This is a genomic window from Bradyrhizobium sp. McL0616 (genome assembly GCF_049993385.1).
Classification (GTDB): domain Bacteria; phylum Pseudomonadota; class Alphaproteobacteria; order Rhizobiales; family Xanthobacteraceae; genus Bradyrhizobium.
In genome coordinates, this window is record NZ_CP188255.1 from 5346878 (window position 1) to 5371878 (window position 25001).

The 25001-nt window shown below is 63.4% G+C and carries 25 protein-coding genes; 9 read left to right on the top strand and 16 right to left on the bottom strand.

The window, feature by feature from the left end:
- Window positions 1–78: 78 nt before the first annotated feature.
- A complete protein-coding gene (locus ACPPVR_RS26155) occupies window positions 79–1638 on the bottom strand; it encodes an acyl-CoA carboxylase subunit beta (protein WP_426609443.1) in 1560 nt (519 codons plus the stop codon).
- A complete protein-coding gene (locus ACPPVR_RS26160; protein WP_426609444.1) occupies window positions 1568–2542 on the bottom strand; it encodes an IclR family transcriptional regulator in 975 nt (324 codons plus the stop codon). The genes ACPPVR_RS26155 and ACPPVR_RS26160 overlap by 71 nt, the downstream gene beginning before the upstream one ends.
- A 93-nt stretch (window positions 2543–2635) precedes the next feature.
- Here ACPPVR_RS26160 and ACPPVR_RS26165 point away from each other — a divergent pair, with 93 nt between their 5' ends.
- Together ACPPVR_RS26165 and glsA are read left to right on the top strand one after the other, a co-directional pair.
- Window positions 2636–2857 (top strand): acetyl-CoA carboxylase biotin carboxyl carrier protein subunit, encoded by a 222-nt coding sequence (locus tag ACPPVR_RS26165; protein ID WP_426609445.1) that lies wholly within the window; start codon window positions 2636–2638, stop codon window positions 2855–2857.
- Between the two features lie 147 nt (window positions 2858–3004).
- The gene (glsA, locus tag ACPPVR_RS26170) at window positions 3005–4846 is read left to right on the top strand and encodes a glutaminase A (RefSeq protein WP_426609446.1); all 1842 of its coding nucleotides are present in this window, start codon (window positions 3005–3007) and stop codon (window positions 4844–4846) included.
- A gap of 16 nt (window positions 4847–4862) precedes the next feature.
- Here the strand turns inward: glsA and ACPPVR_RS26175 are convergent, their stop codons facing one another.
- The 14 genes from ACPPVR_RS26175 to ACPPVR_RS26240 form a co-directional block, all read right to left on the bottom strand.
- A complete protein-coding gene (locus ACPPVR_RS26175) occupies window positions 4863–5165 on the bottom strand; it encodes a nucleoside triphosphate pyrophosphohydrolase family protein (protein WP_426609447.1) in 303 nt (100 codons plus the stop codon).
- Window positions 5166–5191: 26 nt separating this feature from the next.
- Window positions 5192–5719, bottom strand: coding sequence for a carboxymuconolactone decarboxylase family protein (locus ACPPVR_RS26180; RefSeq protein WP_426609448.1), 528 nt, complete (start codon window positions 5717–5719; stop codon window positions 5192–5194).
- A gap of 484 nt (window positions 5720–6203) precedes the next feature.
- The gene (locus ACPPVR_RS26185) at window positions 6204–6563 is read right to left on the bottom strand and encodes a Zn-ribbon domain-containing OB-fold protein (RefSeq protein WP_426609449.1); all 360 of its coding nucleotides are present in this window, start codon (window positions 6561–6563) and stop codon (window positions 6204–6206) included.
- The gene (locus ACPPVR_RS26190) at window positions 6563–7696 is read right to left on the bottom strand and encodes a thiolase family protein (RefSeq protein ID WP_426609450.1); all 1134 of its coding nucleotides are present in this window, start codon (window positions 7694–7696) and stop codon (window positions 6563–6565) included. The genes ACPPVR_RS26185 and ACPPVR_RS26190 overlap by 1 nt, the downstream gene beginning before the upstream one ends.
- A gap of 9 nt (window positions 7697–7705) precedes the next feature.
- On the bottom strand, window positions 7706–8905 hold the full coding sequence (locus ACPPVR_RS26195) for a CaiB/BaiF CoA transferase family protein (RefSeq protein ID WP_426609451.1): 1200 nt from the start codon (window positions 8903–8905) through the stop codon (window positions 7706–7708).
- 118 nt (window positions 8906–9023) lie between these two features.
- Window positions 9024–9224 (bottom strand): hypothetical protein, encoded by a 201-nt coding sequence (locus tag ACPPVR_RS26200; protein ID WP_426609452.1) that lies wholly within the window; start codon window positions 9222–9224, stop codon window positions 9024–9026.
- 124 nt (window positions 9225–9348) lie between these two features.
- Window positions 9349–10518, bottom strand: a complete 1170-nt coding sequence (locus ACPPVR_RS26205; protein ID WP_426609453.1) for an acetyl-CoA acetyltransferase — start codon at window positions 10516–10518, stop codon at window positions 9349–9351.
- A gap of 59 nt (window positions 10519–10577) precedes the next feature.
- Entirely contained in the window at window positions 10578–11228 is a 651-nt protein-coding gene (gene eda, locus ACPPVR_RS26210; protein ID WP_426609454.1) for a bifunctional 4-hydroxy-2-oxoglutarate aldolase/2-dehydro-3-deoxy-phosphogluconate aldolase, read from the bottom strand.
- A gap of 14 nt (window positions 11229–11242) precedes the next feature.
- Complete coding sequence (locus ACPPVR_RS26215) at window positions 11243–12211, bottom strand: sugar kinase (protein WP_426616186.1); 969 nt, start codon at window positions 12209–12211, stop codon at window positions 11243–11245.
- Between the two features lie 29 nt (window positions 12212–12240).
- Window positions 12241–13227: a D-erythronate dehydrogenase gene (denD, locus tag ACPPVR_RS26220; RefSeq protein WP_426609455.1), complete on the bottom strand. Its 987-nt coding sequence runs from the start codon at window positions 13225–13227 to the stop codon at window positions 12241–12243.
- Window positions 13228–13293: 66 nt separating this feature from the next.
- Window positions 13294–14169 carry a carbohydrate ABC transporter permease gene (locus ACPPVR_RS26225; protein WP_426609456.1) on the bottom strand — a complete coding sequence of 292 codons (876 nt, stop codon included), beginning with the start codon at window positions 14167–14169 and terminating at the stop codon, window positions 13294–13296.
- Between the two features lie 2 nt (window positions 14170–14171).
- Complete coding sequence (locus tag ACPPVR_RS26230; protein WP_426609457.1) at window positions 14172–15119, bottom strand: carbohydrate ABC transporter permease; 948 nt, start codon at window positions 15117–15119, stop codon at window positions 14172–14174.
- Between the two features lie 67 nt (window positions 15120–15186).
- On the bottom strand, window positions 15187–16500 hold the full coding sequence (locus tag ACPPVR_RS26235) for an ABC transporter substrate-binding protein (RefSeq protein WP_426609458.1): 1314 nt from the start codon (window positions 16498–16500) through the stop codon (window positions 15187–15189).
- 48 nt (window positions 16501–16548) lie between these two features.
- A complete protein-coding gene (locus ACPPVR_RS26240) occupies window positions 16549–17610 on the bottom strand; it encodes an ABC transporter ATP-binding protein (RefSeq protein WP_426609459.1) in 1062 nt (353 codons plus the stop codon).
- Between the two features lie 204 nt (window positions 17611–17814).
- Between ACPPVR_RS26240 and ACPPVR_RS26245 the strand changes: the two genes are divergently transcribed.
- The 7 genes from ACPPVR_RS26245 to ACPPVR_RS26275 all read left to right on the top strand — a co-directional run bounded on the left by ACPPVR_RS26245 (window position 17815) and on the right by ACPPVR_RS26275 (window position 24942).
- Window positions 17815–18915, top strand: coding sequence for a LacI family DNA-binding transcriptional regulator (locus ACPPVR_RS26245; protein WP_426609460.1), 1101 nt, complete (start codon window positions 17815–17817; stop codon window positions 18913–18915).
- A 147-nt stretch (window positions 18916–19062) separates the two neighbouring features.
- Window positions 19063–20892 (top strand): IlvD/Edd family dehydratase, encoded by a 1830-nt coding sequence (locus ACPPVR_RS26250; RefSeq protein ID WP_426609461.1) that lies wholly within the window; start codon window positions 19063–19065, stop codon window positions 20890–20892.
- A 126-nt stretch (window positions 20893–21018) separates the two neighbouring features.
- Window positions 21019–21750, top strand: a complete 732-nt coding sequence (locus ACPPVR_RS26255; protein WP_426609462.1) for an SDR family oxidoreductase — start codon at window positions 21019–21021, stop codon at window positions 21748–21750.
- A gap of 20 nt (window positions 21751–21770) precedes the next feature.
- Complete coding sequence (locus ACPPVR_RS26260; RefSeq protein ID WP_426609463.1) at window positions 21771–22517, top strand: SDR family NAD(P)-dependent oxidoreductase; 747 nt, start codon at window positions 21771–21773, stop codon at window positions 22515–22517.
- A gap of 30 nt (window positions 22518–22547) precedes the next feature.
- Entirely contained in the window at window positions 22548–23705 is a 1158-nt protein-coding gene (locus ACPPVR_RS26265; protein WP_426609464.1) for a serine hydrolase domain-containing protein, read from the top strand.
- Window positions 23706–23708: 3 nt separating this feature from the next.
- Window positions 23709–24101: a GFA family protein gene (locus ACPPVR_RS26270; RefSeq protein ID WP_426609465.1), complete on the top strand. Its 393-nt coding sequence runs from the start codon at window positions 23709–23711 to the stop codon at window positions 24099–24101.
- Between the two features lie 160 nt (window positions 24102–24261).
- The gene (locus ACPPVR_RS26275) at window positions 24262–24942 is read left to right on the top strand and encodes a site-2 protease family protein (RefSeq protein ID WP_426609466.1); all 681 of its coding nucleotides are present in this window, start codon (window positions 24262–24264) and stop codon (window positions 24940–24942) included.
- The last annotated feature ends 59 nt before the right edge of the window (window positions 24943–25001 follow it).

The following is a 25001-nucleotide window of genomic DNA, read 5'->3' on the forward strand; positions in this document are numbered from 1 at the left end:
ACTGCCGCCGCTGAAGCCGGCGGCAGTGGCATGCCCATCAGTGGAGGTGCTCGCGTCGCAGCGCGATTGCGCCAAACCTTACGGCCTGATCGTCATATTCTCCGGCGGCCCCGGCTTGCGCAAAGGCTCGGCCAGCCGTGCAAACTCGCACAGCAACGACCGCGTCTTGCTGGGATCGATAATCTCCTCGACCCAGAATTTTTCGGCCGAGCGGAACGGCGAGCGGAGCTTGTTCAGCCGGTCCTCGATCTCCTTCAGCTTCGCCGCCTTGTCCTCGGCCGCATCGATGTCGGCGCGGTAGGCGGCTTCGATGCCGCCTTCGAGCGGCAGCGAGCCCCAATAGGCCGACGGCCAGGCGTAGCGGATCGAGAAGCGGTCGGCCGGCTGATGCACGACGCCGGCGACGCCAAAGGCGTTGCGCAGGATCACCGTGCACCACGGCACCGTGGTCTGGTTGACCGCGGTCATGGCGCGGACGCCGTGGCGGATGGTCGCCGCCTTCTCGGCGTCGAGGCCGATCATGAAGCCGGGACAGTCCATGAGATAGACGATCGGTAGATGAAAGGTTTCGGCGAAGTCGACCCAGCGCACCACCTTCTGGCAGGCATCTGCCGTCCAGGAACCGCCATAGTGAAAGCTGTCGCTGGCGAGCACCATCACCGCCCGGCCCTCGAGCCGCGCCAGGCCAACGATGATCGGCTTGCCGAAATTGCTGGCGACCTCGAAGAACGAGCCCTTGTCGACGACGGACTCGATAATGGGGCGCATCTTGTAGACTTGCTTGCGGTTGCGCGGCACCGCGTTCATCAGCGCCTCTTCGGTGCGCTCCGGATTGTCGGCGCAGGGCAAGGTCGGCGGCAGCTCATAGACCGATGACGGCAGATAGGACAGGAAGCGCCGCACGCACGCGAATGCCTCCTCCTCGGTGTCGACGGCGTGATCGACCGCGCCGGCGCGGGTCTGGACGTCTGCACCGCCGAGTTCTTCCTTCGAGAGGTTCTGCCCCAGCGCCTTCACCACCGGCGGGCCCGCGACGAACATCGCGGATTTTTTGGTCATGATCGAATAGTGGCTGGCGGCAAGACGCGCGGCGCCAAGGCCTGCGACCGAGCCAAGGCCGAGCGCAACCACGGGCACGCGTGACAAATTCTCGGTCGTGAAGCGATACCAGCGGGTGCCGCCGATGCCGCCCGGCAAGTTCGCCGCGCCCTTGGTCTCGATGGTCTTGACCGAGCCGCCGCCGCCGGAGCCTTCGATGATGCGGACGATGGGCAGACGAAAGTCATGCGCCATCTCCTCGGCCATCAACGGTTTTGCCGAGATCGACGCGTCCGCCGAGCCGCCGCGCACCGTGAAATCATCACCGACGACGACGACTGTGCGGCCGTCAACGCGCGCGCGGCCGAACACGCAGTTCGCCGGCGTCACGTTTTTGAGTTCACCCGATGGATCGTACTCGCCGATGCCGGAGACGGCACCGATTTCGTGAAAGCTGTCCTTGTCAGTCAGCTTGTCGATGCGCTCCCGAACAGTCAGCCGGCCATGGTCATGCTGTCGCTTGACCTTGTCAACGCCGCCCATCTCCCGCGCGAAGGCTTCGCGCCGGGCGAGCTCGTCGAGTTCCGGCTTCCAGTTCATTCACTCCCTCCGAATTGATCGGCTTGTTATTGTTATGCACGGCCATTGCGACTGGTTTGCGCGAGATGCGGTTGTTGAAGACATCGCCTTCCGCGCCCTCGAGCAGGCTGGCCAGCGAGCGGCCGAGCCCGACCATCAGCGGAGCGACTTCCGCATGCAGACGCTGCTCGTCATACATCGCCGAGAGAAGCCCGATCGTGATGACCACGAAGGTCTGGTATTGCGGCGACCAGATCGGCACCGCGAGACCGTTGATGTGCGGGCTCCACAGGCCGCAGGCCACGACATAGCCGTGCTCGCGCAGCGACTGCCGGTTGGCTTCGATCCGAGGTTTCAAGATCTTGGCGGCCTCGGGGGCTTCCTTCTCGATCTCGGCGATGAAGGCATCGCCGACTTCCGGCGAAAGCGCTGCGGTGTAGGCCGCGCCCGCAGCAGTCGACGCCATCGAGATGCGGCTGCCGGTGCCCTCGTGCAGGCCGAGCGCAGAGGCGGAGCGTGCGAACTGGAGATAGACGAGATGGAATCGATCGGGCACGACAAAGCCAACAGTACCGGGCAATTGCTCGGCGACTTCCTGAAGCCGCTGCCGGATCATGCTGCGCAGCTGCGCGCCCTTCATCATCGAAGCGCTCATCGCCACCGCACTCGGACCGATCCGATACTTTTGATCGCGCGGCAGATAGACGAGCTGTCCCATCCGCGTCAGCGTATGCGTGAGCCGCGACACCGTCGAGCGCGGCAGGCCGCAGCGATTTGAAATCTCGAGATTGCCGAGCCGGGCCTCATGGCCCTCGAAGCATCGCAACACGTCGAACGCGCGCGACACCACCTGGATGACATCACCCTCACCGGCGTCGCCAGCGAGTGCACCTTGCTTACTCAACCGCTCCGAACGTCGTCCCATGTTCCCTACCAGTTGTTCCGCTGTGCGGAATTAAATTCCACTTGCAGACGACGCTACCTCAGGCATTTTGCGACGACAACAAAAAGGCGATGCATGCCAGAAATTAAGATCGTCACGGAGGTCGCGGGCCGCATCTGCGCAACTCCCGTGCAAGTTGGAGGAACCGTGGCCGATGGCGAGGACGTTGTGATCGTCGAAGCCATGAAGATGGAGATACCGGTGCCCTCGCCTGCGGCTGGCACGATCAAATCGCTTCTCGTCAAGCTCGACGATGTCGTCGCGGAAGGCCAGGCGATTGCGATCGTTGCGAGTTGAGTTCGCGACGTTGCGGCAAATGCCAGCGACAATCTGAAACACATGACATTGCGGTGGTACGCAACGTCTTGCGTTGGGGCGTCACGACGGACGGGTTGATACGTCGGCGGGTTGCGTAGGCCCGGATTGCGTTGCACAAGGAAGGCTATGATAGCGCAACCGCCGACCGCCTGGACCCGCTCGAAGCCGCCACTGCTGCGGTTTCTCGAGACCTGCCTCAACGAATTCTCGGCCGAGACCTCTGGCGCGGTGGCCGATTACATCCCCGAACTCGGCAAGGCCGACCCTGCCTATTTCGGCATCAGCCTCGCGACGCTGGACGGCCATGTCTACGAAGTCGGCGACAGCCGCGTGCCCTTCACCATCCAATCAATGTCAAAGCCGTTCGTGTTCGCGCTGGCGCTGGACCTGCTCGGCGCAGGCCGGGTCGAAAGCGCGATCGGCGTCGAGCCCTCGGGCGATCCCTTCAACTCGATCCGGCTCAATGCGGAGAACCATCCCTTCAACCCGATGGTCAATGCCGGCGCGATCGCCTGTACCGGGCTGATCCACGAGAGCAAGGGCGATGAGGCCTTCGAGCAGATCCGCCTTGCGCTCAGCCGCTTTGCCGGTCGCGACCTCGCCGTCGATGAGGCCGTCTACACCTCGGAAAGCCAGACCGGCGACCGCAATCGCGCCATCGGCTACCTCCTGAAGACCAATGCGGTGATCTCGGACAACGTCGCTGGCGTGCTCGACGTCTATTTCCGGCAATGCGCGGTGCTGGTCACGGCGCGCGACATCGCGGTGATGGCGGCAACGCTCGCCAATCGCGGCGTCAATCCGGTCACGAGCGAACAGGTCCTGACGCCCTACGCGATCTCGCGCACGCTGTCGGTGATGACGTCGTCGGGCATGTACGATTATGCCGGCGAATGGATCTACCGGATCGGCATTCCCGCCAAGAGCGGCGTCGGCGGCGGCATTCTGGCGGCACTCCCTGCCCGGCTCGGACTCGGAAGCTATTCCCCGAAGCTTGACAAGCACGGCAACAGCGTGCGCGGCATCAAGGTCTGCGAAGCACTGTCCTCGCATTACGATCTGCACATGCTCAACCGCAGCGACGACGCCCGCAACGCCATCATCGCCGACTACGACATCAGCAAGAGTCCGTCGCGCCGCGTCCGCCGGCGGCAGGAGCGCGAGATTTTGGCGGCGCACGAGCAGGACGTGCGGGTCATCGAGCTGGTCGGCACGCTGTCGCTCTCGGCGGTCGACTACGTCTCGCGCCGGCTCGCCGGGCGGCCGCGGCCGCAATTCGTGATCTTCGATCTGCATCGTGTCACCTCCACCACGCGCGCCGGCGCGCGGCTCGTGGCCGAAGCCTTCGAAGAACTCGCCGCACTGAATGTCACCGTGGTGTTGTCCGGCGTCAGGCGCGCTTCGAAGGAATGGAACACGCTGCGGGAATGGACAGCAGAGCTGAAGAACGTCCGCGATTTCTATCTGCTCGACACAGCGATCGAATGGGCCGAAGACCAGATCGTCTACCGCTACGGCGGCTCGATCGATTTTCACGAAACCACCGAGCTTGCCGAGCAACCGCTGCTCGAAGGCATGAGCGCGGAAGAGCTGACGGAGCTTGGCGCGATCTGCACCATCAGGACCTATCAGTCCGGCGCCAAGATACTCACCACGGGTGAGCCCGCCGATGCCGTGTTCTTCCTGCGCAGCGGCGCGGTGCATGTCACGCTGCCCGACGGCGTGCGGCTCGCGACGCTGACCGCCGGCATGGCCTTCGGCGAAATGGCCCTGATCGAGACCACCCGTTCCGCCGACGTGTTCGCCGACATGGCCGCGACCGCGTTCGAAGTTCCCCTGAAGAATTTCGAGCGCTTTCGCGAGCAGCACCCGCGGGCCTCCGAGCGCATCATGCGCAATCTGGCGCAGCTTCTGGCCGACCGCCTGATCGTCGCCAACGCCAAGGTCGATATTCTGACGTCGACGTGAGCAGCGCCCGTACGGCTCAGCGGCTCGCGGCCTCGCTCAGCCGCCGATTGATTTTGGCCGCGCTTGCCTTCAGCAATTCGGATGGCTTCTGGCCGGTCGCCGCACACAGACAGGCCCAGTAGTAGATGACATCGCCGAGCTCATCGACGAGACCTGCCTGATCGAGCCAGTCATCGCGCAGCAGCTTCTTGATGTGCTCGGCGACTTCGCCGGATTCACCGGCGAGGCCGAGACCGAGATAGGACAGCCGCTCGTTGGACGGATGCTCATCGACTTTGGCAACGCCAGCGGCCCAGACCGCATATTCATCGATCGTCATGAGTATCCCTCGCTGCTGCCGTCGGATCAGCCCACCACTTCCGTGACCGGCTGGAGATCGATCTCGAACGTTTCCAGGAATTTCGAAGTCATGATGTAGAAGCCGACCGAGAGCTGCAATTCGACCAGCGCGGCCGGCGTCAGCCTTGCTGCGATCGTCTTGAAGGTCGCGTCCGTCGGCTTGTTCAACTTCACGATCTCATCGGTGAAGGCGAGCGCAGCCCGCTGGGTCTCGTCGAAACAGGTCGCGGCCTGCCAATTCGTGAGCGCCTCGTTCTGCGCATCGGTGACGCCGATATTCTTGCCGATGCGCTTGTGCGCGACGATCTCGTACGGCGCCTCGCACAGGATGCCGGTGCGCGTGATTGCGAGCTCACGCACGATCGGATCGAGCTCGCCCTTGTGGCGGATGGCGCCGCCGAGACGGCAGTACTGTTCAAAATAGCTCGGCGAATGCGACATCATCCGGAAAATGTTGGCATTACGGTTCTTGTCGAGGATTTCGCGGGTGCGGTCGGATGCCTTGGACGGGTCGCTGTAGTCGATGCGGGCCATGATCTCTGATTTTCCTTGGACTTTTGATGCTTATTGTCATTGCCGGGCTAAGTTCCCAAAAACTCTATTCGCGCACGACCGCAGGAGCAACATCATCGAGTCAAAATGCCGCCGCATTGCTGATCGACCTTGGCACAGTCGATATTCGCTGCGTGGGGACACATTGCAGCGGATACTCGAAGTGGGGTGTTCCGAGTAAAAAAACAGGACCGTCGGTTGTGCAGCGCGCGCAATGATGAGTCACGCCCAAGTCTAGGGAGAGACTGCATGAAGGAAGCCACCAAGGGGGCGGCCTCGGGAGCGCTCGCGCATATGCTGGCGGTAACGGCGATGCTCGTCATCGCCAGCATATTATTCTACGGGCGTTAGTAAGAGTTGCGTTAGCAAGCGTTTTCGTCATTCCGGGGTGGCTCTCGCACAGGCCAGGCCCAGAATTCCCGTTCCAGGCTCGGTCCTTTGGACCGCCCCCGAATGACGAAGCCCACTATTTCTTTCTCGTGAAAAACGGCACCAGCTTTCCCGCGAACGGTTTGAAGCTCGCATCGACTTCATCGCCGATGGCAAGATCGTTCTCGCCATGGGCCATCATCCGAAAACCCTCGGCGCAATCGACCAGCAGGATGTTGTAGGGCACGTGCGCGCGCGTCTCGGGCGTGGCGGCGCGGCAGACCAGCGAGGTCGCATAGACCCTGCCCTTGCCGCTGGCGCGGCTCTCGCGCGAATCGCTCGCACCGCAGGTCGAGCAGAAGGCACGATGGAAATATTGCACATGACCGCATGCGGCGCAGGTCTGGTAGGTGATGGCCTCTTCGCCCTTGGTCCAGTCGGCCAGACGCTCACTCATCACACCCTCTCCAGGAACATGCTGACGTGGGACGACAGCACGCCGCCATCGCCGTGCAGCAGCGCGATCGAGGCGTCGCGGACCTGGCGATTCGTCGCCCGCCCCGTCATCTGCAAATGCGCCTCGACCAGATGCGCCATCGCGCCGCCGACGCCGCAATGGCCGTAGCTGAGCAGGCCACCATGGGTATTCAGCGGCATCGCGCCGTCACGGCTGAAATGTCCGGCACGCACGCGGGCGGCGGCCTCACCGCGGCCGGCAAGGCCGAGATCTTCCAGCAACATCGCGAGCGTGATGGTGAAGCTGTCGTAGATTGCCGCGTAGCGTACATCTGAAATCGCAAGGCGCGTGGCTTCCTTGGCGCGGGCAATCGATATCTCGGCACCGAGCTCGCTCAAGCCGGGCGCGGCGGTGACATGCTGATGGGTGTGGGCCTGGGCGCAGCCGCGGATGCGCACGCCCACCTCCCCGGTTCGCTCGCGGCTGATGACGAAGGCCGCGCCGCCGTCGGAGACCGGGCAGCAGTCGAGCAGTTTGAGCGGCATCGCCACCGGCTTCGAGGCCATGACGTCGGCGACCGTGATCGGCTCATGGAATTGCGCGCCGGGATGGGTGCAGGCATACGCACGCATCAGCACGGCGAATTCGGCGAGGTCTTCTTCGGTGACGCCATATTCGTGCATATAGCGGGTGGCGACCAGGCCGTAATAGGCCGGGATGGTCGGGCCCAGCGGCACCTCGTAATCGGGATGGCCGACTTGCGCCAACGCCTGGATCGAGGCGTCGCGGCTCTGTCCGGTGAGACGGTTCTCGCCGGCGACCACGAGCACGTTGCGCACGACACCGGCGTCCACGAGATGATGCGCGAGCATCGTCATCGCGAGCCCGGTCGCGCCGCCGACCTGCACGGCATGGGCGTAAGAGGGGCGGATGCCAAAGTGCTCGGCGAACACGGTGGCCAGCATGATGTGCGGCGAGACGGTGGAGTAGCCGCAGAGGACGCCGTCGATCCCGGCGCGTTTCAGCCCGGCATCATCTAGCGCGGCTTGCGCGGCCCTGCTCATGAGGTCGAGCGAGGACGAGCCTTCGTGCTTGCCGTATGGTGTGAGGCCGACGCCGGTGATGAAGCTCATTGTGCTCCCCTATTCCGGCGCCGAACGGGTGACGCCATCGCGGACCATGGCAGCGATCTCGTCAGCGGAGTAGCCGATCTCGCGCAAGATCTCCGCGCCATGCTGGTTGAGCCGCGGCGCCAGCCGGACCGGCTCTGCTTCGGTGTCTGACCAACTCGCCGTCACCTTCATGCTGCGGATCGGACCTTCGGTCGGATGGTTCACGACCGGGAAGAAGCCGGTTGCTTCGAGATGCTCGTCGTGCAGGATGGTCTGGAGGTCGTGCATCGGCATCACCGGCACGTCCGCCCCGGTCAGCAGATCAATCCACTCCTCCGTGGTGCGCGTCTCGAAAATGCGCGCGAGCTCGGCATAGACGACATCGATGTTGGCCGCGCGGCCGGCGAAGGTGGCGAATTTGGCATCGGCGCGCAGATCGCCGCGGCCGGTCGCCTCGAAGAAATTATTCCACTGCTTGTCGTTGTAGACGATGACGCTGAGATAGCCGTCCGACGTCTTGTAAGGGCGGCGGTCGCGCGAGAGGTGGCGGGCATAGCCGCCCTTGTCGAGCGGCGGCTCGTAGGTGAGACCGCCCATGTGGTCGCCCATGACGAAGCCCGCCATGGTCTCGAACATCGGGATGTCGACGCGCTGGCCGCGGCCGGTGCGGTCGCGATGCACGAGGCTGGCGCAGATCGCGCCGACGGCAGTGAGGCCGACGATGCGGTCGACCAGCGCGTTCGGCACATAGCGCGGCACACCGTCGCCGGTCTGCGCCATCAACGCCGGCAGCGCGGTCGCGCCCTGGATCAGATCGTCATAGGCGGGCTTGGCGGCATAGGGCCCATCCTGGCCGAAGCCGAACACGCCGGCATAGACCAGGCGCGGATTGATTTTGGAGACGATGTCATAGCCAAGCTGAAGCCGCGCCATCGCCTGCGGGCGGACATTGTAGACGAGAACGTCGGCGTCCTTCAGCAACCGCAGCACCGCCTCGCGTCCCGAAGGCTTCTTCAGATCGAGGCAGATCGAGCGCTTGCTGCGGTTGGTGTTGAGGAACACCGGGCCCATGCCGGCGTGACGCATCGGGCCGATCAGGCGGGTGACGTCGCCGTCGAGCGATTCCACCTTGATCACGTCAGCGCCGTAGTCGCCGAGCATCTGGGTGGCATAGGGCCCCATCAGCACGGTCGTCATGTCGATGACCTTGATGCCCTTCAGCGGCCCCATCGTTCACTCCCGATTGCGCGGGCTCGAGGTACGGCCTGCGATTTCGGTTCAGCTAACGGCAGCGGCACCTCGTGCGCAAGGGCGGCCAACGTATGGCGGCATGCGCAGGCAACGCCGCTTATTTCTTCTGGCGGGCATCGCGAATCTTGAGGAGGCGGTCGAGCTCCTCATTCTGCTGGTTGATGCGGTCGGCAATCCGCGACTCGTTCTGCTCGCCTGAGGCGGCAGCGGCCTGCTCGATGAGCTGGCGGATATTGTCCTCGAGGATCGCGATTCGGTCGTTGAGTTCGTCGAGAGAGAGTAAGTCGTCGTTGCTCATGATGCAGGTCCCGCAAATCAGTCAGGGGCCGTAGGGTGGGCAAAACGAAGCGTGCCCACCATGATCTAGCGCAAGAAAGAAGGTGGGCACGAAGCTTTCGCGCCTTTGCCCACCCTACAAGAGCTTACTTCAACGGCTCCAGCACGGAGACGTAGTTGGCGACCGCCGCACCGCCCATATTGAAGATGCCACCAAGCTTGGCGTTCTTGATCTGCATGCCCTCGGGCGCTTGCCCCGCAAGCTGCATCGCGGTCATCACATGCATGGAAACACCAGTGGCGCCGATCGGATGGCCCTTGGCCTTCAGACCGCCCGACGGATTGACCGGCAGCTTGCCGTCCTTCAGCGTCCAGCCTTCCTTGATGGCGCGGGCGCCCTGCCCCTTCGGCGTCAGGCCCATCGCTTCATATTCGATCAGCTCGGCGACGGTGAAGCAGTCATGGGTCTCGACGAAGGAGAGATCGGTGAGCGCAACGCCCGCCTGCTCAAGCGCGCGCTGCCAGGCGACCGTGCAGCCCTCGAACTGGAGGATGTCGCGCTTGGACATCGGCAAGAAGTCCTGGGCATGCGCGGTGGCGCGGAAGCCGATCGACTTGCTCATGCCCTTGGCGGTCTCGGCATCGGCCAAAATCAGCGCGGCGGCACCGTCCGAGACGAGCGAGCAGTCGGTCCGCTTCAGCGGACCGGCGACATAAGGGTTCTTCTCGCTCTCGGCGCGGCAGAACTCGAAGCCAAAATCCTTGCGCATCTGGGCGAAGGGATTGGCGACACCGTTCTTATGGTTCTTCGCCGCGATCAGCGCCAGCGCATCGGACTGGTCGCCGTATTTTTGGAAGTATGAGCTGGCGATCTTGCCGAACACGCCGGCGAAGCCGCCGACGGTGTCGCCGTCCTCGGGCAGATAGGACGCCTTCAGCAGGTTCTTGCCGATCTCGGCGCTCGGTGTGCGCGTCATCTGCTCGACGCCGACGACCAGCACGATTTTGGCGGCACCTGCGGCGATCGCACGCACGCCCTGATGCACGGCGGCAGAGCCGGTGGCGCAGGCGTTCTCGACGCGGGTGGTCGGCTTGAAGCGCAGTTTCGGGTCGGCCTGGAGCACCAGCGAGGCGGTAAAATCCTGCGGCGAGAAGCCGGCGTTGAAATGGCCGAGCACGATTTCGTCGACGTCGCTCGCCGAAATGCCGGCATCGGCAATCGCCTCGTTGGCGACGCGGGTGACGAGGCTTTCGACGGTTTCGGTGTCGAACTTGCCGAACGGGGTATGCGCCCATCCGACGATGCTGGCGGTCATGGTCATTCTCCCTAGGGGTCTCTTACTGACCTAAGTCTTAGCCCAAGGATGGCAAGACTTCACGCGGCTTTCAGGGCCTTCAGCGTGCGCTGGCAGATGGCAGTTATGCCGGCCCAGTTGCCGGCCCTGATCTCCGCCGTCGGGCACAGCCAGGAACCGCCAACCGCGACCACGTTGGGCTCGGCGAGCCAGGTCGCCGCATTGGCCTCACCAACCCCGCCGGTGGGGCAAAACCGCACGTTCGGGAACGGGCCGCCGAGCGCGCGCAGGCCCTTGATGCCGCCGGCCTGCTCGGCCGGGAAGAATTTTGCGACATCGAGGCCGTGCGCCAGCGCCATCATCAGCTCGGAGGCGGTGGCAATGCCTGGTGCAAACGGCAAGGAGCTGTCGGCGGCGGCCTTGAGGAGATCGGGGGTCAGGCCCGGGCTGATCCCGAACGCAACGCCAAGCTTCTCGACACGGGTAAAGTCGGCCGGATTGAGAATCGTGCCGATGCCGACGACCGCGTCGGGGACTTCGGCCATCATCGCCCTCGCGGCCTCGATCGCAACCGGGGTGCGCATGGTCACCTCCAGCGTGCGGACGCCGCCGGCAACCAGCGCACGCGCCAGCGGCACGGCATCCTGGATACGCTCGATGGTGAGGACGGGAATAACGGTCGCAGCCTTGAACAGCGCGACGAGGTGGTTCTGTTGGGCAGTCGTGGTCATAAGATGGCGCTTCTTTACTTGGTCGCTTGACGAGTCGACGCCGGCCGGTGTCGCTTCTTCGGCGGCATGGCATAGCCTGGAATGATGGCGCCGGGATAGCAGATCACGAGGCTCGCGAGCCGATGCCCGGCCTGGGCCGCCTCGACGGGATCGGAACCGGCGAGCCGGGCGGCGATATAGGCCGCGGCAAAGCTGTCGCCGGCTGCCGTAGTGTCAACGACGGGCTTTGTCATGGGTTCGGCGCGGACCTCGCGCGTTCCGCCAGGGAAGCGCAGCACGCTCACGGGTTCGGCGAGCCGAAACACCAACTCGGGCGTGGGGATGCGCGCCATCAGTTGCTCGTGGCTTTCGCCGGGAAAGAGCGCGAGCAGGTCCTCGGTCGAGGTCAGCACGATGTCGGCGGCCGCAAACGCCGCGGCAAAGACCTCGCGCGCGACGTCGCGATCGGGCCAGCCGCGTGCGCGAAAGTTGGTGTCGAACACGAAGCGGGTGCCGAGCAGGCGCGAGCGCTTGATCGCCGCGAACAGGCGCTCGCGCCCGGCGGCATCGTAGATCGAGAGCGTGATGGCAGAGAGATAAACGATGTCGTAGCTCATCAGCGAGTTGAGCAGTTCGTCCGTCTCCGGCAAGCTCATCAGCTGGCGCGCTGCCGCGCTGTCGCGCCAGTGGAAGAACTGGCGCTCGCCGTTGGCGTCTAGCTGGATCATGTAGAGGCCGGGCAGCTTGCCCGGCATGCGCACGACCCGACGGGTCCCGACGCCCTCCGCGGTCCAGGCCGCGATCATCTCATCGCTCAAGGCATCATCGCCGAGCGCGGTGAGATAGTCGACCTTGACCTCGAGCCGCGCCAGATAGACGGCGGTGTTGAGGGTGTCACCGCCGAAGCCACGCGAATACAGTCCCCCGCCCTGCCCGGCGGACTGTCCGCCTTGAGCCTGCCGGAGCTCGACCATGCATTCACCGATGCAAGCAACGCTCGCCATCACCAGATCCACGCTGTTCATCGATGACGTCAGGCGACGAAATTGCCACCGAGCTCGTCGTCGATGTGAATGCGGATGATATCGTCAAACGTCTTCTCGGCGGTGGTGAAGCCGAGCTCGAGTGACCGCTTCGCATTGAAATTGCGCGGCCAGCCGCCGACGATACCGATGATAAAGGGATCGGGCTCCCGCTTGATGCGGGCGGCGACCTTGTCGCCGGCAACCCGCTTTAGCGCCGCGATCTGCTCTCCGACCGTTGCGGACAGGCCCGGCATGGTGAGGTTGCGGCGTGGGCCCACCGTCGCGAGGTCCATGGTGCCGGCGTGGAGCAGGAAGCTGACGGCGGAGCGCGGCGTGGCGTGCCAGTGACGGACGTCCTCGGACACCGGCAGCACCACATCCTTGCCGGCCAGCGGCTCGCGCAGGATGTTGGAGAAGAAGCCCGATGCCGCTTTGTTGGGCAGGCCGGGCCGGATGCAGATGGTCGGCAGGCGGATGCCGATGCCGTCAAGGAAGCCGCGGCGCGAATAGTCGGCGAGCAGCAATTCGCCCATCGCCTTTTGGGTGCCGTAGCTGAGCAGCGGTGTATGGAAAAACTCGTCGCCGATCGCCTCCGGGAATGGCGCGCCGAATACCGCGATCGAGGACGTGAACACCACGCGCGGCTTGTAGCCGCCGCCGGCAAGCCTGACGGCATCGAGCAACATCCGCGTGCCGTCGAGATTGATGCGGTAACCTTTGTCGAAATCGAGCTCGGCTTCGCCGGAGACGATCGCGGCGAGGTGGAAGATCACGTCGGGGCGGCCGGCGACCAGTTTTTCGGCCGCGCCTGGCACGGCGAAATCGCCGGAGACGGTCTCGACGGCAAAACCGGCCTTTTCCGGCTTCTTCGGCTCGACCACGTCATGCATGGTCAGCTTGGTGATCTCGCTCTTGCCGAGCCGGCCGTCGCGCAGCAGCCTTTCACACAATTTGCGGCCGACCATGCCGGCGGCGCCCAGAACCAGAATGTGCAAGAGCCTACTCCTTCTTATTGGCCGGAACGCGCCGCTCCTGGTGCGCTCTCAAGGCAGGCCCGCAAATTACTCCTTCACGGCGCCGGTCATCGCCGACACATAATACTCTACGAAGAAGGAATAAAGGATAACTACGGGGACCGAGCCAGTCAGGGCTGCGGCCATCAGCGCGCCCCAATGGTAGACGTCGCCGTTGACGAGCTCGGTGATCGCGCCGACCGGGATCGTCTTGTTCTCGGACGAGGAAATGAAGGTCAGCGCGTAGATGAACTCGTTCCACGACAACGTGAAGGCGAAGATGCCGGCCGAGATCACCCCCGGAAGCGACAGCGGCAGCGTGATCTTGGTGAGGATTTGAAGCCGCGTCGCCCCGTCGATCAGCGCGCACTCTTCCAACTCATAGGGAATGGTGCGGAAGTAGCCCATCAGGAGCCAGGTGCAGAACGGGATCAGGAAAGTCGGATAGGTCAGGATCAGCGCCAGATTGCCGTCGAACAGGCCGAGCTGGAACACGGTCGCGGCGAGCGGAATGAACAGGATCGACGGCGGCACCAGGTAACCAAGGAAGATCGCCAGACCAACGTAGCGCGACCCCTTGTAGCGCAGTCGCTCGATCGCATAGGCCGCGCACACACTGGCGAACAGTGAAATGCAGGTCGAGGACACCGAGACGATCACGGTGTTCCACATCCATTGCGGATATTCGGTTTCGAGGAACAGCTTCTGGATGTGCTCGAGCGTCGGATGCACGATCCAGAACGGATTGTACTTCTCGTAGTCGTACATTTCCGCGTCGGGCTTGAAGGTCGCAACCGCCATCCAGTAGAACGGGAATAGCAGGAAGACCATGATCAGGCCGAGCGGAAGGTACACGCGGAGAAACTTCCGCGGAAAACTTTCCAGGTAGTCCATTCCGACGCTTTGGTCGTCAGCGGTGCTCATGATCAGTCCCTTCCGCCCTGCTGCCAGCGGGAGCGCTGAAGCCCGAAGAAGCTCAACAGGATCGCTGCGACCAGGAACGGGATCATCGCGTTCGAGATCGCCGCGCCTTCGCCGAGATTGCCACCGGTGATCGCGCGCTGGAACGACAGCGTCGCCATCAGATGCGTGGCGTTGATCGGCCCGCCGCGCGTGATGGTGTAGATGAGCTGGAAGTCGGTGAAGGTCATCAGCACCGAGAACGTCATGACCACTGCAATGATCGGCGACAGCATCGGCAGCGTGATGTGGCGGAAGCGCTGCAGATTGGTGGCGCCGTCGAGATTGGCGGCCTCGTAGAGCGAGGGCGAGATGGTCTGCAAGCCCGCAAGCAGCGTGATCGCGACGAAGGGTACGCCGCGCCAGATATTGGCGACCACCACCGACAAGCGCGCGTTCCAGGGATCGCCGAGGAAGTCGATGTAATGCGAGATCAGGCCGGCCTTGATCAGCACCCAGGAAATGATCGAGAACTGGCTGTCATAGATCCACCAGAACGCGATGGCCGAGAGTACCGTCGGCACCACGAATGGCAGCAGCACGATCGCCCTGATCATCGACTTGAAGGGCAGCCGCTCGTTGAGCAGCAGCGCCAGGTAAAGTCCGATGGCAAATTTCACGATGCTGGCGGCCACCGTGTAGAAGATGGTGTTGAACACCGAGAGCCAAAACACCGAGTCCTTTGCCAGCGAGACGAAGTTCCCGAAGCCGATGTAGCGCCCGACCCCGCCGATCTTGGTATCGGTCATGCCGAGCCAGAGACCCAGCGCCAGCGGATAGGCGAGAAACAGAATGAGAATGGCGATCGCCGGCACCATGAACATCGCGCCGAGAAAATTTCGGCTTTCGAAAGCTCTCGACCACAGGCTGCTGTGCCTTACGGGCACGGCAACGGGCTCGGCCATAACTGCCATGTCGGACTCCCCCTCAACGAATAGTCACGGCGTCCGGCGAACCGGACGCCGTGCAGATTGGAGCTGATCAGACCTGGTAGTAGCGCTTGGCGCGCTCGGCGGCGCGCGCCGCAGCTTCCTTCGGCGTGGCCGAACCGGTCGCTGCTTCAGCGAACATATCAACCACGACGAAGTCGCCCATGACGGCGGCCGAAGCGTAGCCGAGATCGCCGGCATAGCCGTTGTCGCGGCAACGCTTCAGGCAGTCGCGATACGGCGTGATCTTGGGATCGGAGGTCCAGACCGGATTGTCGTTGTAGGCCGGCAGCGGCGGCGAGACGTAGCCGTTGGAGGCGACCTCCCAGGCGTCGTAGTTCTCCTTGTCCATCATGAACTTGATGAATTCCTTCACCGCCTTCGGATACTTCGAGTGCTTATAGCCGTAGTAGACCAGGATGTTCTGCTGCTCAGTGGACACGCCGACAGGACCGATCGGCATCGGCGCGTGGTTCATGTCCTTGGCGATTTCCTGCTGCTTCGGATCGGGGGAGTTCTTGCCGACCGTCCAGATCGAGATGCCGTTCAGGGTCAGACTGAGTTCGCCGTTGAGGAACGCCTTGTTGTTGTTCGAGTCGTTCCACGACAGCACACCCGGGATAAACGTCGCATAGAGCTGCTTGACGTATTCGAGCGCCGCAATGGTCTCCGGCGAGTCGATCACGACCTCGTTCTTGTCGTTGACGACCTTGCCGCCGAACGCCCACAGCGCCCATTGGCACCAGCCGTTGGCATCGCCGGTGGCATGGCCGAGCGCGAAGCCGGCCGGCGTGTTGTTCTTCTTCAACGCCTGGCAGAGCTTGAGGAAACCGTCGGTGTCCTTCGGGAATTCGTCGAATCCGGCGGCCTTCACGTGGCTGATGCGGTAGTTCAAACAGCCGCCGGTCGCGCCCTGCGGAATGGCGATCCAGCTATTGCCCTTCTTGCCGTAGCGCTCCGCAACGGGATACCAGCCGCCATACTGGGCGCCGAGATAGTCGGCGACGTCAGTCATGTCGATCAGCTTTTCCGGGAATTTGTGCGGATCGTCGAGCGTGCCGATGATGAGGTCGGGACCGGCGCCGACATTGGCGGCGACGGCGGCCTTCGGCCGGATGTCATCCCAGCTCTCGGCCTCGAGCTTTACCTTGACGCCGGTCTTCTCGGAGAACTTCTTGGCCTGCTCGGCGAACTTGTCGTATTCGGCCTGGATGAACTGCTTCCAGCGCAGCACGCGAATGGAGGCATTCGGCTCCGGCACATTGGTCCACTCGGCCGCGCGAACCGGAACGATTCCTGGGCCGGCAAGCAAAGCTGCGCCGCCCAGGCTGGCTTTAAGCACACTACGCCTGTTGAAATCGCTCATCGTTCTCTCCCTGATTTTTTATATTTGTATTGGTTGGTTTTTACGTCGCTACATGCGTTTACCGGTCGCCTCATCGAACAGATGAACCAGTGACGGGTCAGGCTTCAGCTTGACCTTGTCGCCCGGCTTGAACTGGTGACGCTCGCGGAAGACCGCGACGACCTGCTCGCCACCCACCTTCGCAAATACCTGCGTCTCCGAACCGGTCGGCTCGACCACGACGATCTCGGCGTCGGCACCATCATCGGCGATGGTGAAATGCTCGGGACGGACGCCATAGACCACGGGCTTGCCGTCGGACGCGGCCGGCGCGTTCTTGAGCGGCAGCTTGACGCCGTTCGGACCCTCGAAGGTCGCAACGCCATTGACGCGCACGTGACCTTTCAGGAAGTTCATTGCGGGCGAACCGATGAAGCCGGCGACGAACTGGTTTTCCGGTTTGTCATAGAGCTCAAGCGGCGTGCCCATTTGCTCGACGATGCCGTCATGCATGACGACGATCTTGTCGGCCATGGTCATGGCCTCGATCTGGTCGTGGGTGACGTAGACCGTTGTGGTCTTGAGCCGCTGGTGCAGCTCCTTGATCTCGGTGCGCATGGCGACGCGCAGCTTGGCATCAAGGTTCGACAGGGGCTCGTCGAACAGGAACACCTGGGGATCGCGCACGATGGCCCGGCCCATGGCGACGCGCTGGCGCTGGCCGCCGGAGAGCTGGCGCGGGTAGCGCTCGAGGAGCGGCGACAGCGCGAGAATTTCGGCGGCGCGCTTGACGCGCTTGTTGATCTCGTCGGTGCTCTCGCCGCGCAGCTTCATCGAGAAGCCCATGTTCTCGCCGACGGTCATGTGCGGATAGAGCGCGTAGTTCTGGAACACCATCGCAATGTCCCGCTCCTTGGGCTGGACATTGTTGACTACGCGGTCGCCGATCGAGATCGTGCCGGAGGTGATGTTTTCGAGGCCTGCGAGCATGCGCAGGAGCGTCGACTTGCCGCAGCCGGAGGGGCCAACCAGGACGACGAACTGGCCATCCTCGATCGGAATCGAGACGCCGTGCAGGACTTCAAAATTGCCGAACGATTTCCGCACGTCGCGGATTTGCACAGACGACATCTAGCTCCCTCCTCCGACTCGACGACGCAACTGTCGCGCCGCCACCGTCTTGTTTTTTCTGAACTTCGCCGAAACGAAGCCGCTCTTAGCAGGCGACATTGTCGGCAGTTTGTGCGGTTTTGGCAATTTGTCTTTGGTTAGTCGTTGCTGGTAGCGCTGTCAACGTTCCTTTGTTTGCAGGAGTGACTGTGTTAAGAGCAGCATATGGGTCGAAAGCGCACCAAGTCAGGCAAAATCCGGCTGGCAGAAGTCGCCGAACTCGCCGGCGTGAGCCCGATCACCGCCTCCCGCTTCTTCCGCAATCCCGAGGCACTGTCGGTCGCCAAGCGGACACGGGTCGACAGCGCGGCCAGAGAGCTCGGCTATGTGCCGAACCTGGCGGCACGCGCGCTGGCCTCGCAGCGCACCGAGGTGATCGGTGTCTTGATTCCGTCACTGACCAACAATGTGTTCTCAGACGTGCTGCGCGGCATCTATCATGCGTCCGAGAACAGCCGTTACTCGATCCAACTGTCCAACACACGCTATAGTATTCTCCAGGAGGAGAAGCTGCTCCGCCTGTTTCTTGCGCAGAAGCCGGCCGGGCTGATCGTGACCGGGATCGACCAGACCGCGGAATCGCGCACGATGCTGGAAGCGGCCGACTGTCCGATCGTGCAGATCATGGAGCTCGGACCCAACCCCGTCGACATGATGATCGGCTTTTCGCACTATGATGCAGCCCGCGCCGCGCTTGCCCATCTGTTCGGGCAAGGCCACCGCAAGATTGGATTCGTCGGCGCGCGCATGGACCCGCGCGTGCAGCGGCGGCTCGACGGCTACCAGGCCGCCATGAAAGATGCAGGCCTGTTCGACCAGCGCCTGATCGTCTCAACGGCGACGCCGACCTCGGTTACGCTCGGCGGCGCGCTGTTCACGGATCTGCTGGCCAAGTCGCCCGATCTCGACGCGGTATTCTGCGCCAATGACGACCTTGCGCTCGGCGTGCTGTTTGAGTGCCGCCGCCGCGAGATCGCGATCCCCGAGCAGATCGCGCTCATCGGGTTCAACGACCTCGAATTCATGGCCTCAGCCGTCCCCACCCTCACCAGCGTGCGCACCAACCGCTACGAAATGGGCCGGACCGCTGCCACCATGCTGATCGATGCGATCGAGGGCCGGCGTCCGGAGCAGCCGGTGCTCGACCTCGGCTTCAAAGTGATGGAGCGGCAGAGTTCGTCGCTGCGGCGTTCGGACAGCAGGCCAGCCCTTTCCGGCACGGGCGTCGCGAACAAAATGGTAGCGTTACCAAGTAGCCATGACTAATATCGAACTTGTGAGGAAACGACCCGCCAACGGGCAGGCAGACCATTGCTCACGCCGTTGGGCATCGCGCAAGCCGACACCCAAAAATGGATGCCAAGACGAACGCCAGGGACTGACGCCAGTGCGTTTGCATTGCAGGAGAAACCAATGACAAAAAAGCCAACCAATGGGCATGCGCCCGCCGGTAACGGTACCCGCCGCCACCTTCGCTCGCAGGAATGGTTCAACAACCCGCATAATCCGGGCATGACCGCGCTCTATCTGGAGCGCTATTTGAACTATGGCCTCACCCGCTCCGAGCTTCAGTCCGGCAAGCCGATCATCGGCATTGCGCAAACCGGCAACGACCTCTCCCCCTGCAACCGCCACCATATCGAGCTCGCTCATCGGGTTCGCGAAGGCATCCGCGAGGCCGGCGGCATTGCCATGGAATTCCCGACCCACCCGATCCAGGAGACCGGCAAGCGCCCGACCGCGGCGCTCGATCGCAACCTCGCCTATCTCGGCCTGGTCGAGATCCTCTACGGCTATCCGCTCGACGGCGTGGTGCTGACCACCGGCTGCGACAAGACCACGCCGGCCTGCATGATGGCGGCCGCGACCGTCAACCTGCCCGCGATTGTGCTGTCGGGCGGCCCGATGCTCAACGGCTGGCACAATGGCGAGCGCACCGGCTCCGGCACCATCGTCTGGAAGTCGCGCGAGCGGCTCGCTGCCGGCGAGATCGACTATGAAGAGTTCATGGAGATCGTGGCCTCGTCCGCGCCGTCGGTCGGCCATTGCAACACCATGGGCACCGCCTCGACCATGAACGGTCTTGCCGAAGCGCTCGGCTTCTCGCTGCCGGGCTGCGCGGCCATCCCGGCGCCCTATCGCGAGCGCGGCCAGATCGCCTACGAGACCGGCAAGCGCGCCGTCGAGATGGTCTGGGAAGACCTCAAGCCCTCGGACATCCTGACTCGCAAGGCGTTCGAGAATTGCATCGTGATCAATTCGGCGATCGGCGGCTCGACCAACGCGCCGATCCACATCAATGCGCTGGCGCGCCATATCGGCGTGGAGCTGACGATCGAGGACTGGCAGAAATTCGGCCACGACGTGCCGCTGCTCGTCAACATGCAGCCGGCCGGCTTCTATCTCGGCGAGGAGTTTCACCGCGCCGGCGGCGTGCCGGCGGTGGTGCGCGAATTAATGAAGCACAAGCGCATCCATGAGGATGCGGTCACCGTCAACGGCCGCGGCATCGGCGAGAACTGCGCCGACGCGCCGAAGCCGGACAACGACGTGATCTGGGATTACGGCAAGCCGCTGGTGAAGGATGCCGGCTTCCTGGTGCTGAGGGGCAATCTGTTCGATTCGGCGATCATGAAGACCAGCGTGATCTCGAAAGAGTTTCGCGACCGCTATCTCAGCAACCCGAAGGACCTCAACGCCTTCGAAGGCCGCGCCATCGTGTTCGAGGGACCGGAGGATTATCACGCGCGGATCGACGATGCCTCGCTCGAGATCGACGAGCACTGCGTGCTGTTCGTCCGCGGCACCGGCCCGATCGGCTATCCCGGCGGCGCCGAGGTCGTGAACATGCAGCCGCCGGCGGCGCTGATCAAACGCGGCATCCACTCCCTGCCCTGCATCGGTGACGGCCGCCAGTCCGGCACATCGGGCTCGCCCTCGATCCTCAATGCTTCGCCGGAAGCTGCCGCCAATGGGGGCCTCGCGATCCTCAAGACCGGCGACCAGGTCCGCATCGACCTCAACAAGGGCAGCGCCAACATCCTGATCTCGGACGAGGAAGTGAAGAAGCGCCACGCCGAGCTGAAGGCCAGTGGCGGCTTCAAGCATCCGCCGAACCAGACGCCATGGCAGGAGCTCTACCGCAACACCGTCGGCCAGCAATCGACCGGCGCCTGCATGGAGCTCGCCACGCGCTACCAGAACGTCGCCGGCACCTTTGGTGTCGCGCGGGATAATCATTAGCTACTCGTCATTGCGAGGAGCGAAGCGACGAAACAATCCAGACTTTCTCCGCGGTGAGATTCTGGATTGCTTCGCTTCGCTCGCAATGACGACACTTCAGTCAAATTCAAGGTGAGGAACAAGAAAATGGCAGACCGCCTCAAGGGAAAACGCGCAATCATCACCGCCGCAGCAGCCGGCATCGGACGCGCATGCGCCATCGCATTTGCGCGTGAGGGCGCGACTGTCATCGCGACCGACATCAACGAAAGCGGCATCGCGGGCCTGACCAAGGAAGGCATTGCCGAGACGTCGAAGCTCGACGTTCGCAACACCGCCGATGTCAACGCCTTTGCCAAGCGCATCGGCAAGGTCGATATCCTGCTCAACGCGGCCGGCTTCGTGCATCACGGCACCATCCTGGAATGCTCGGAAGAGGATTTTGACTTCTCGTTCGACCTCAATGTCAAGTCGATGCACCGGACCATCAGGGCGTTCCTGCCGGAGATGCTCGCGGGTGGCGGCGGCAGCATCGTCAACATCTCGTCCTGTGCGGCGCTGCGGCCACCGGCCAACCGCTACGTCTACAGCTCGTCGAAAGCCGCGGTGTCGCTGCTCACGCGCGCGGTCGCGCTCGACTTCATCACCAAAGGCATCCGCTGCAACAGCATCTGCCCCGGCACCGTCGAGACGCCCTCGATGCTCGACCGCGCCGCCGCGCAGGGGCCGCAAGGGAAGGAGATGTTCGTCTCCCGCCAGAAGATGGGCCGGCTCGGCACTGCCGACGAGATCGCGTCGATGGCGGTCTATCTCGGCAGTGACGAAAGCGCGTTCACCACCGGCGTGGACCTCGTCGTCGACGGCGGCTACATGCTCTGACGTCCACGGGATCAGACCTCATGAACAAGATCGATCTCGACGGCCGCATCGCCATCGTCACCGGCGGCGCGCAGGGTTTTGGCCGCGCCATCACCCAGCGCTTTGTCGCTTCCGGCGCCAAGGTCGCGATCTGGGATTTTGACGCCGCGCTGGCCGAAAAGACCGCGAAGGAAATCGGCGGCGAGACCAAAGTCTTCAAAGTCGACATCACCGACACCGCAGGCGTCGAGCAGGCGCGCGATGCGACGCTCGCCGCCTTCGGCAAGATCGACATCCTCGTCAACAACGCCGGCATCGCCGGCGTCAACAAGCCGGTCTGGGAGACCGACCTCGAGGAATGGCGCAAGGTGCTGCGCATCAACCTCGACGGCCCCTTTATCGTCTGCAAGGCGGTCGTGCCCGCGATGCTCAAGCAGAAATACGGGCGCATCGTGAACATCGCCTCGATTGCCGGCAAGGAAGGCAATCCGAACGCCTCGCATTACTCGGCATCCAAGGCCGGCTTGATCGCGCTGACGAAATCGCTCGGCAAGGAGCTCGCCGGGCATGACATCCTCGTGAATGCGGTGACGCCGGCAGCGGCAAAAACCGCGATCTTCGACCAGATGACGCAGCAGCATATCGATTTCATGCTGTCGAAAATCCCCAAGGGCCGCTTTGTGCTGGTGGAAGAGCTCGCCGCGATGGTGAGCTGGCTTGCATCCGAAGATTGTGCCTTCTCCACCGGAGCGGTGTTTGATATTTCCGGGGGACGGGCGACCTACTGAAGCACTGGCCGCCCCTGGAAGGGGCGGACCATGCGATTTGGGCGTCGGGATTTCGTGAAGCTCGCAGCGGGCGCAGGTGCGCTGCCGCTGCTGTCATCGACGACACTCGCGCAACTCGCGCCCCACCCCCCGAGCATTCGCCCGCCCTCGCCGGCCGAGCGCGGCGCCATGACACGGCTCGCGCACAGCTTCATGGACAAGTACGGCGTGCCGGCACTGTCCGTAGCGATCGGCTATGCCGGCACTGTTGTCCATCAGGACACCTTCGGTCTCGCCGATATCGAGCGGAACGAGGCCGTGACGCCGCGGCATCTGTTCCGGATCGCCAGCGTCAGCAAGATGATCACCTCGGTCACGATCTTCCGCCTGATCGAGGAGAACCGCCTCAAGCTGACGGATCGCGTGTTCGGCCCGGGCGCGCTGCTCGGCACCGATTACGGCGCACCTCCCTATTCTGCCGGCATCGACCAGATCACCCTCGAGCATCTCATGACGCACACCGGCGGCGGCTGGAGCAACGACAACCGCGATCCCATGTTCACGCATCCGCACATGGATCACGCGCAACTGATCACCTGGACCCTGGCCAACCGGCCGCTGGACCGGCCGCCGGGCCAGCACTACGCCTACTCAAATTTCGGCTATTGCGTGCTCGGCCGCGTGATCGAAAAACTCACCGGCCGGCCCTATGCCGAGCATGTCCGCACCGAGGTGCTGGCACGCTGCGGCGTCACCGACATGACGATCGCCGGCAACACCCGCGACCAGCGCCAAGCCGGCGAAGTCGTCTATTACGGCCAGGGCGACGGCCCCTACGGCATGAATGTCCGGCGGATGGATTCCCATGGCGGCTGGATCGCGACGCCGGCGGATCTCGTGCAGTTCCTGATGCATATCGACGGCTACACCAAGCCGGCGAACATCCTGCGACCGCGCACGATTCAGGTCATGACCACCGCGCCCAGCTACAGCCCGGACTACGCCAAGGGTTTTTGCGTCAACAAATTCGGCAATTGGTGGCACAATGGCAGCCTGCCGGGCACCAGCACCATCGCGGTCAGAACCCATGGCGGCTTCTGCTGGGCCGCCTTCACCAACACCAGACGCAGGAATTCCGACATGGACGGCGAACTCGACAATCTCAACTGGAACATGGCACGGCAGGTTAGTGAATGGCAGGTGGCCTGAGCCATGATCCGGGAAGGTGGATGCCTTTGCGGCGCGGTGCGATTCAAGGCGGAAGGCGAGCCGCTCAACGTCCGCATCTGCCATTGCCGCATGTGCCAGAAGGCGATGGGCTCGCCCTATTTTGCTCGCGCGCAATTCGACCAGCGCGCGCTGACCGTCGAGGGCGACACCGAGCGCTATGCCTCGTCCGAGAACATCGACCGCGTCTTCTGCAAGCGCTGCGGCACGCGCCTGTTCTCCTGGCGGCGCAATGGCACGCTGGCGGGCGTCTCGCTCACGACCTTCGACGATCGCAACGCCTTTGCACCGACCGAGCACATCTGGGTCTCGGAGAAGCTCGCCTGGCTGAAGCTCGACGACGGCCTGAGGCAATATCAGGGGACGATTCCGGTATAGATCGGTCCTGTCTAAATTTGCACGACGGCGCGCCGGGGCGCTTCCCTTGCAGCGTGGTATTTCGGAACCGGCCACCCTATGTTGACCGGACGCGTCGCTGCACCACCCGTTTTGGCTGGTTCGGCTGCAAGGCCGCAGGCAGAACCGGGACGGACGAGCCGTGAATATTTCCCTCTATGACCTCTCCGTGTGGGTGCTGCCGCTGGTGCTCGCCATCACCTTCCACGAGGCCGCGCACGGCTTCGTGGCGCATCGGCTCGGCGATAACACCGCCTGGCAGCTCGGCCGCGTCAGCTTCAACCCGCTCCGGCACATCGACCCGTTCGGCACCGTGATCCTGCCGGCGATGCTGCTGTTTGCGCATTCGCCGTTCCTGTTCGGCTATGCCAAGCCGGTGCCGGTGAATTTTCGCAATCTCAACAATCCCAGGCTCGACATGGTCTGGGTGGCGCTCGCCGGTCCCGCGACGAACATCCTAATGGCACTGGTGGCCGCCCTCGCCTTCCATGCCCTGCCTTTGGTGCCCGCGAACTCCGCACAATGGATCGCCGACAATCTGAAGAATGCGCTCGTGATCAACGTCGTACTGGCCGTCTTCAACATGATGCCGATCCCGCCGCTGGACGGCGGGCGGGTCGCGGTCGGGCTGTTGCCCCGGCCGCTTGCCCTTCCCCTGGCGCGGCTCGAGCCGTACGGCATGATGATCCTGATCGCACTGCTGATCCTGCTGCCTTTGGTGGGTTCCCAGTTCGGTCTAAATCTTGATGTTATTTCAGCAATACTGCGAACGTTGACCGGTTATGTGATTCAAGCTGTTCTCTTGCTGACCGGCAATGCGTAGTGAAAGCAGGACCCTTGAAGAAAAAGCCGAAGGGCTAGAGGCCAACTTGGTCAAAGCTG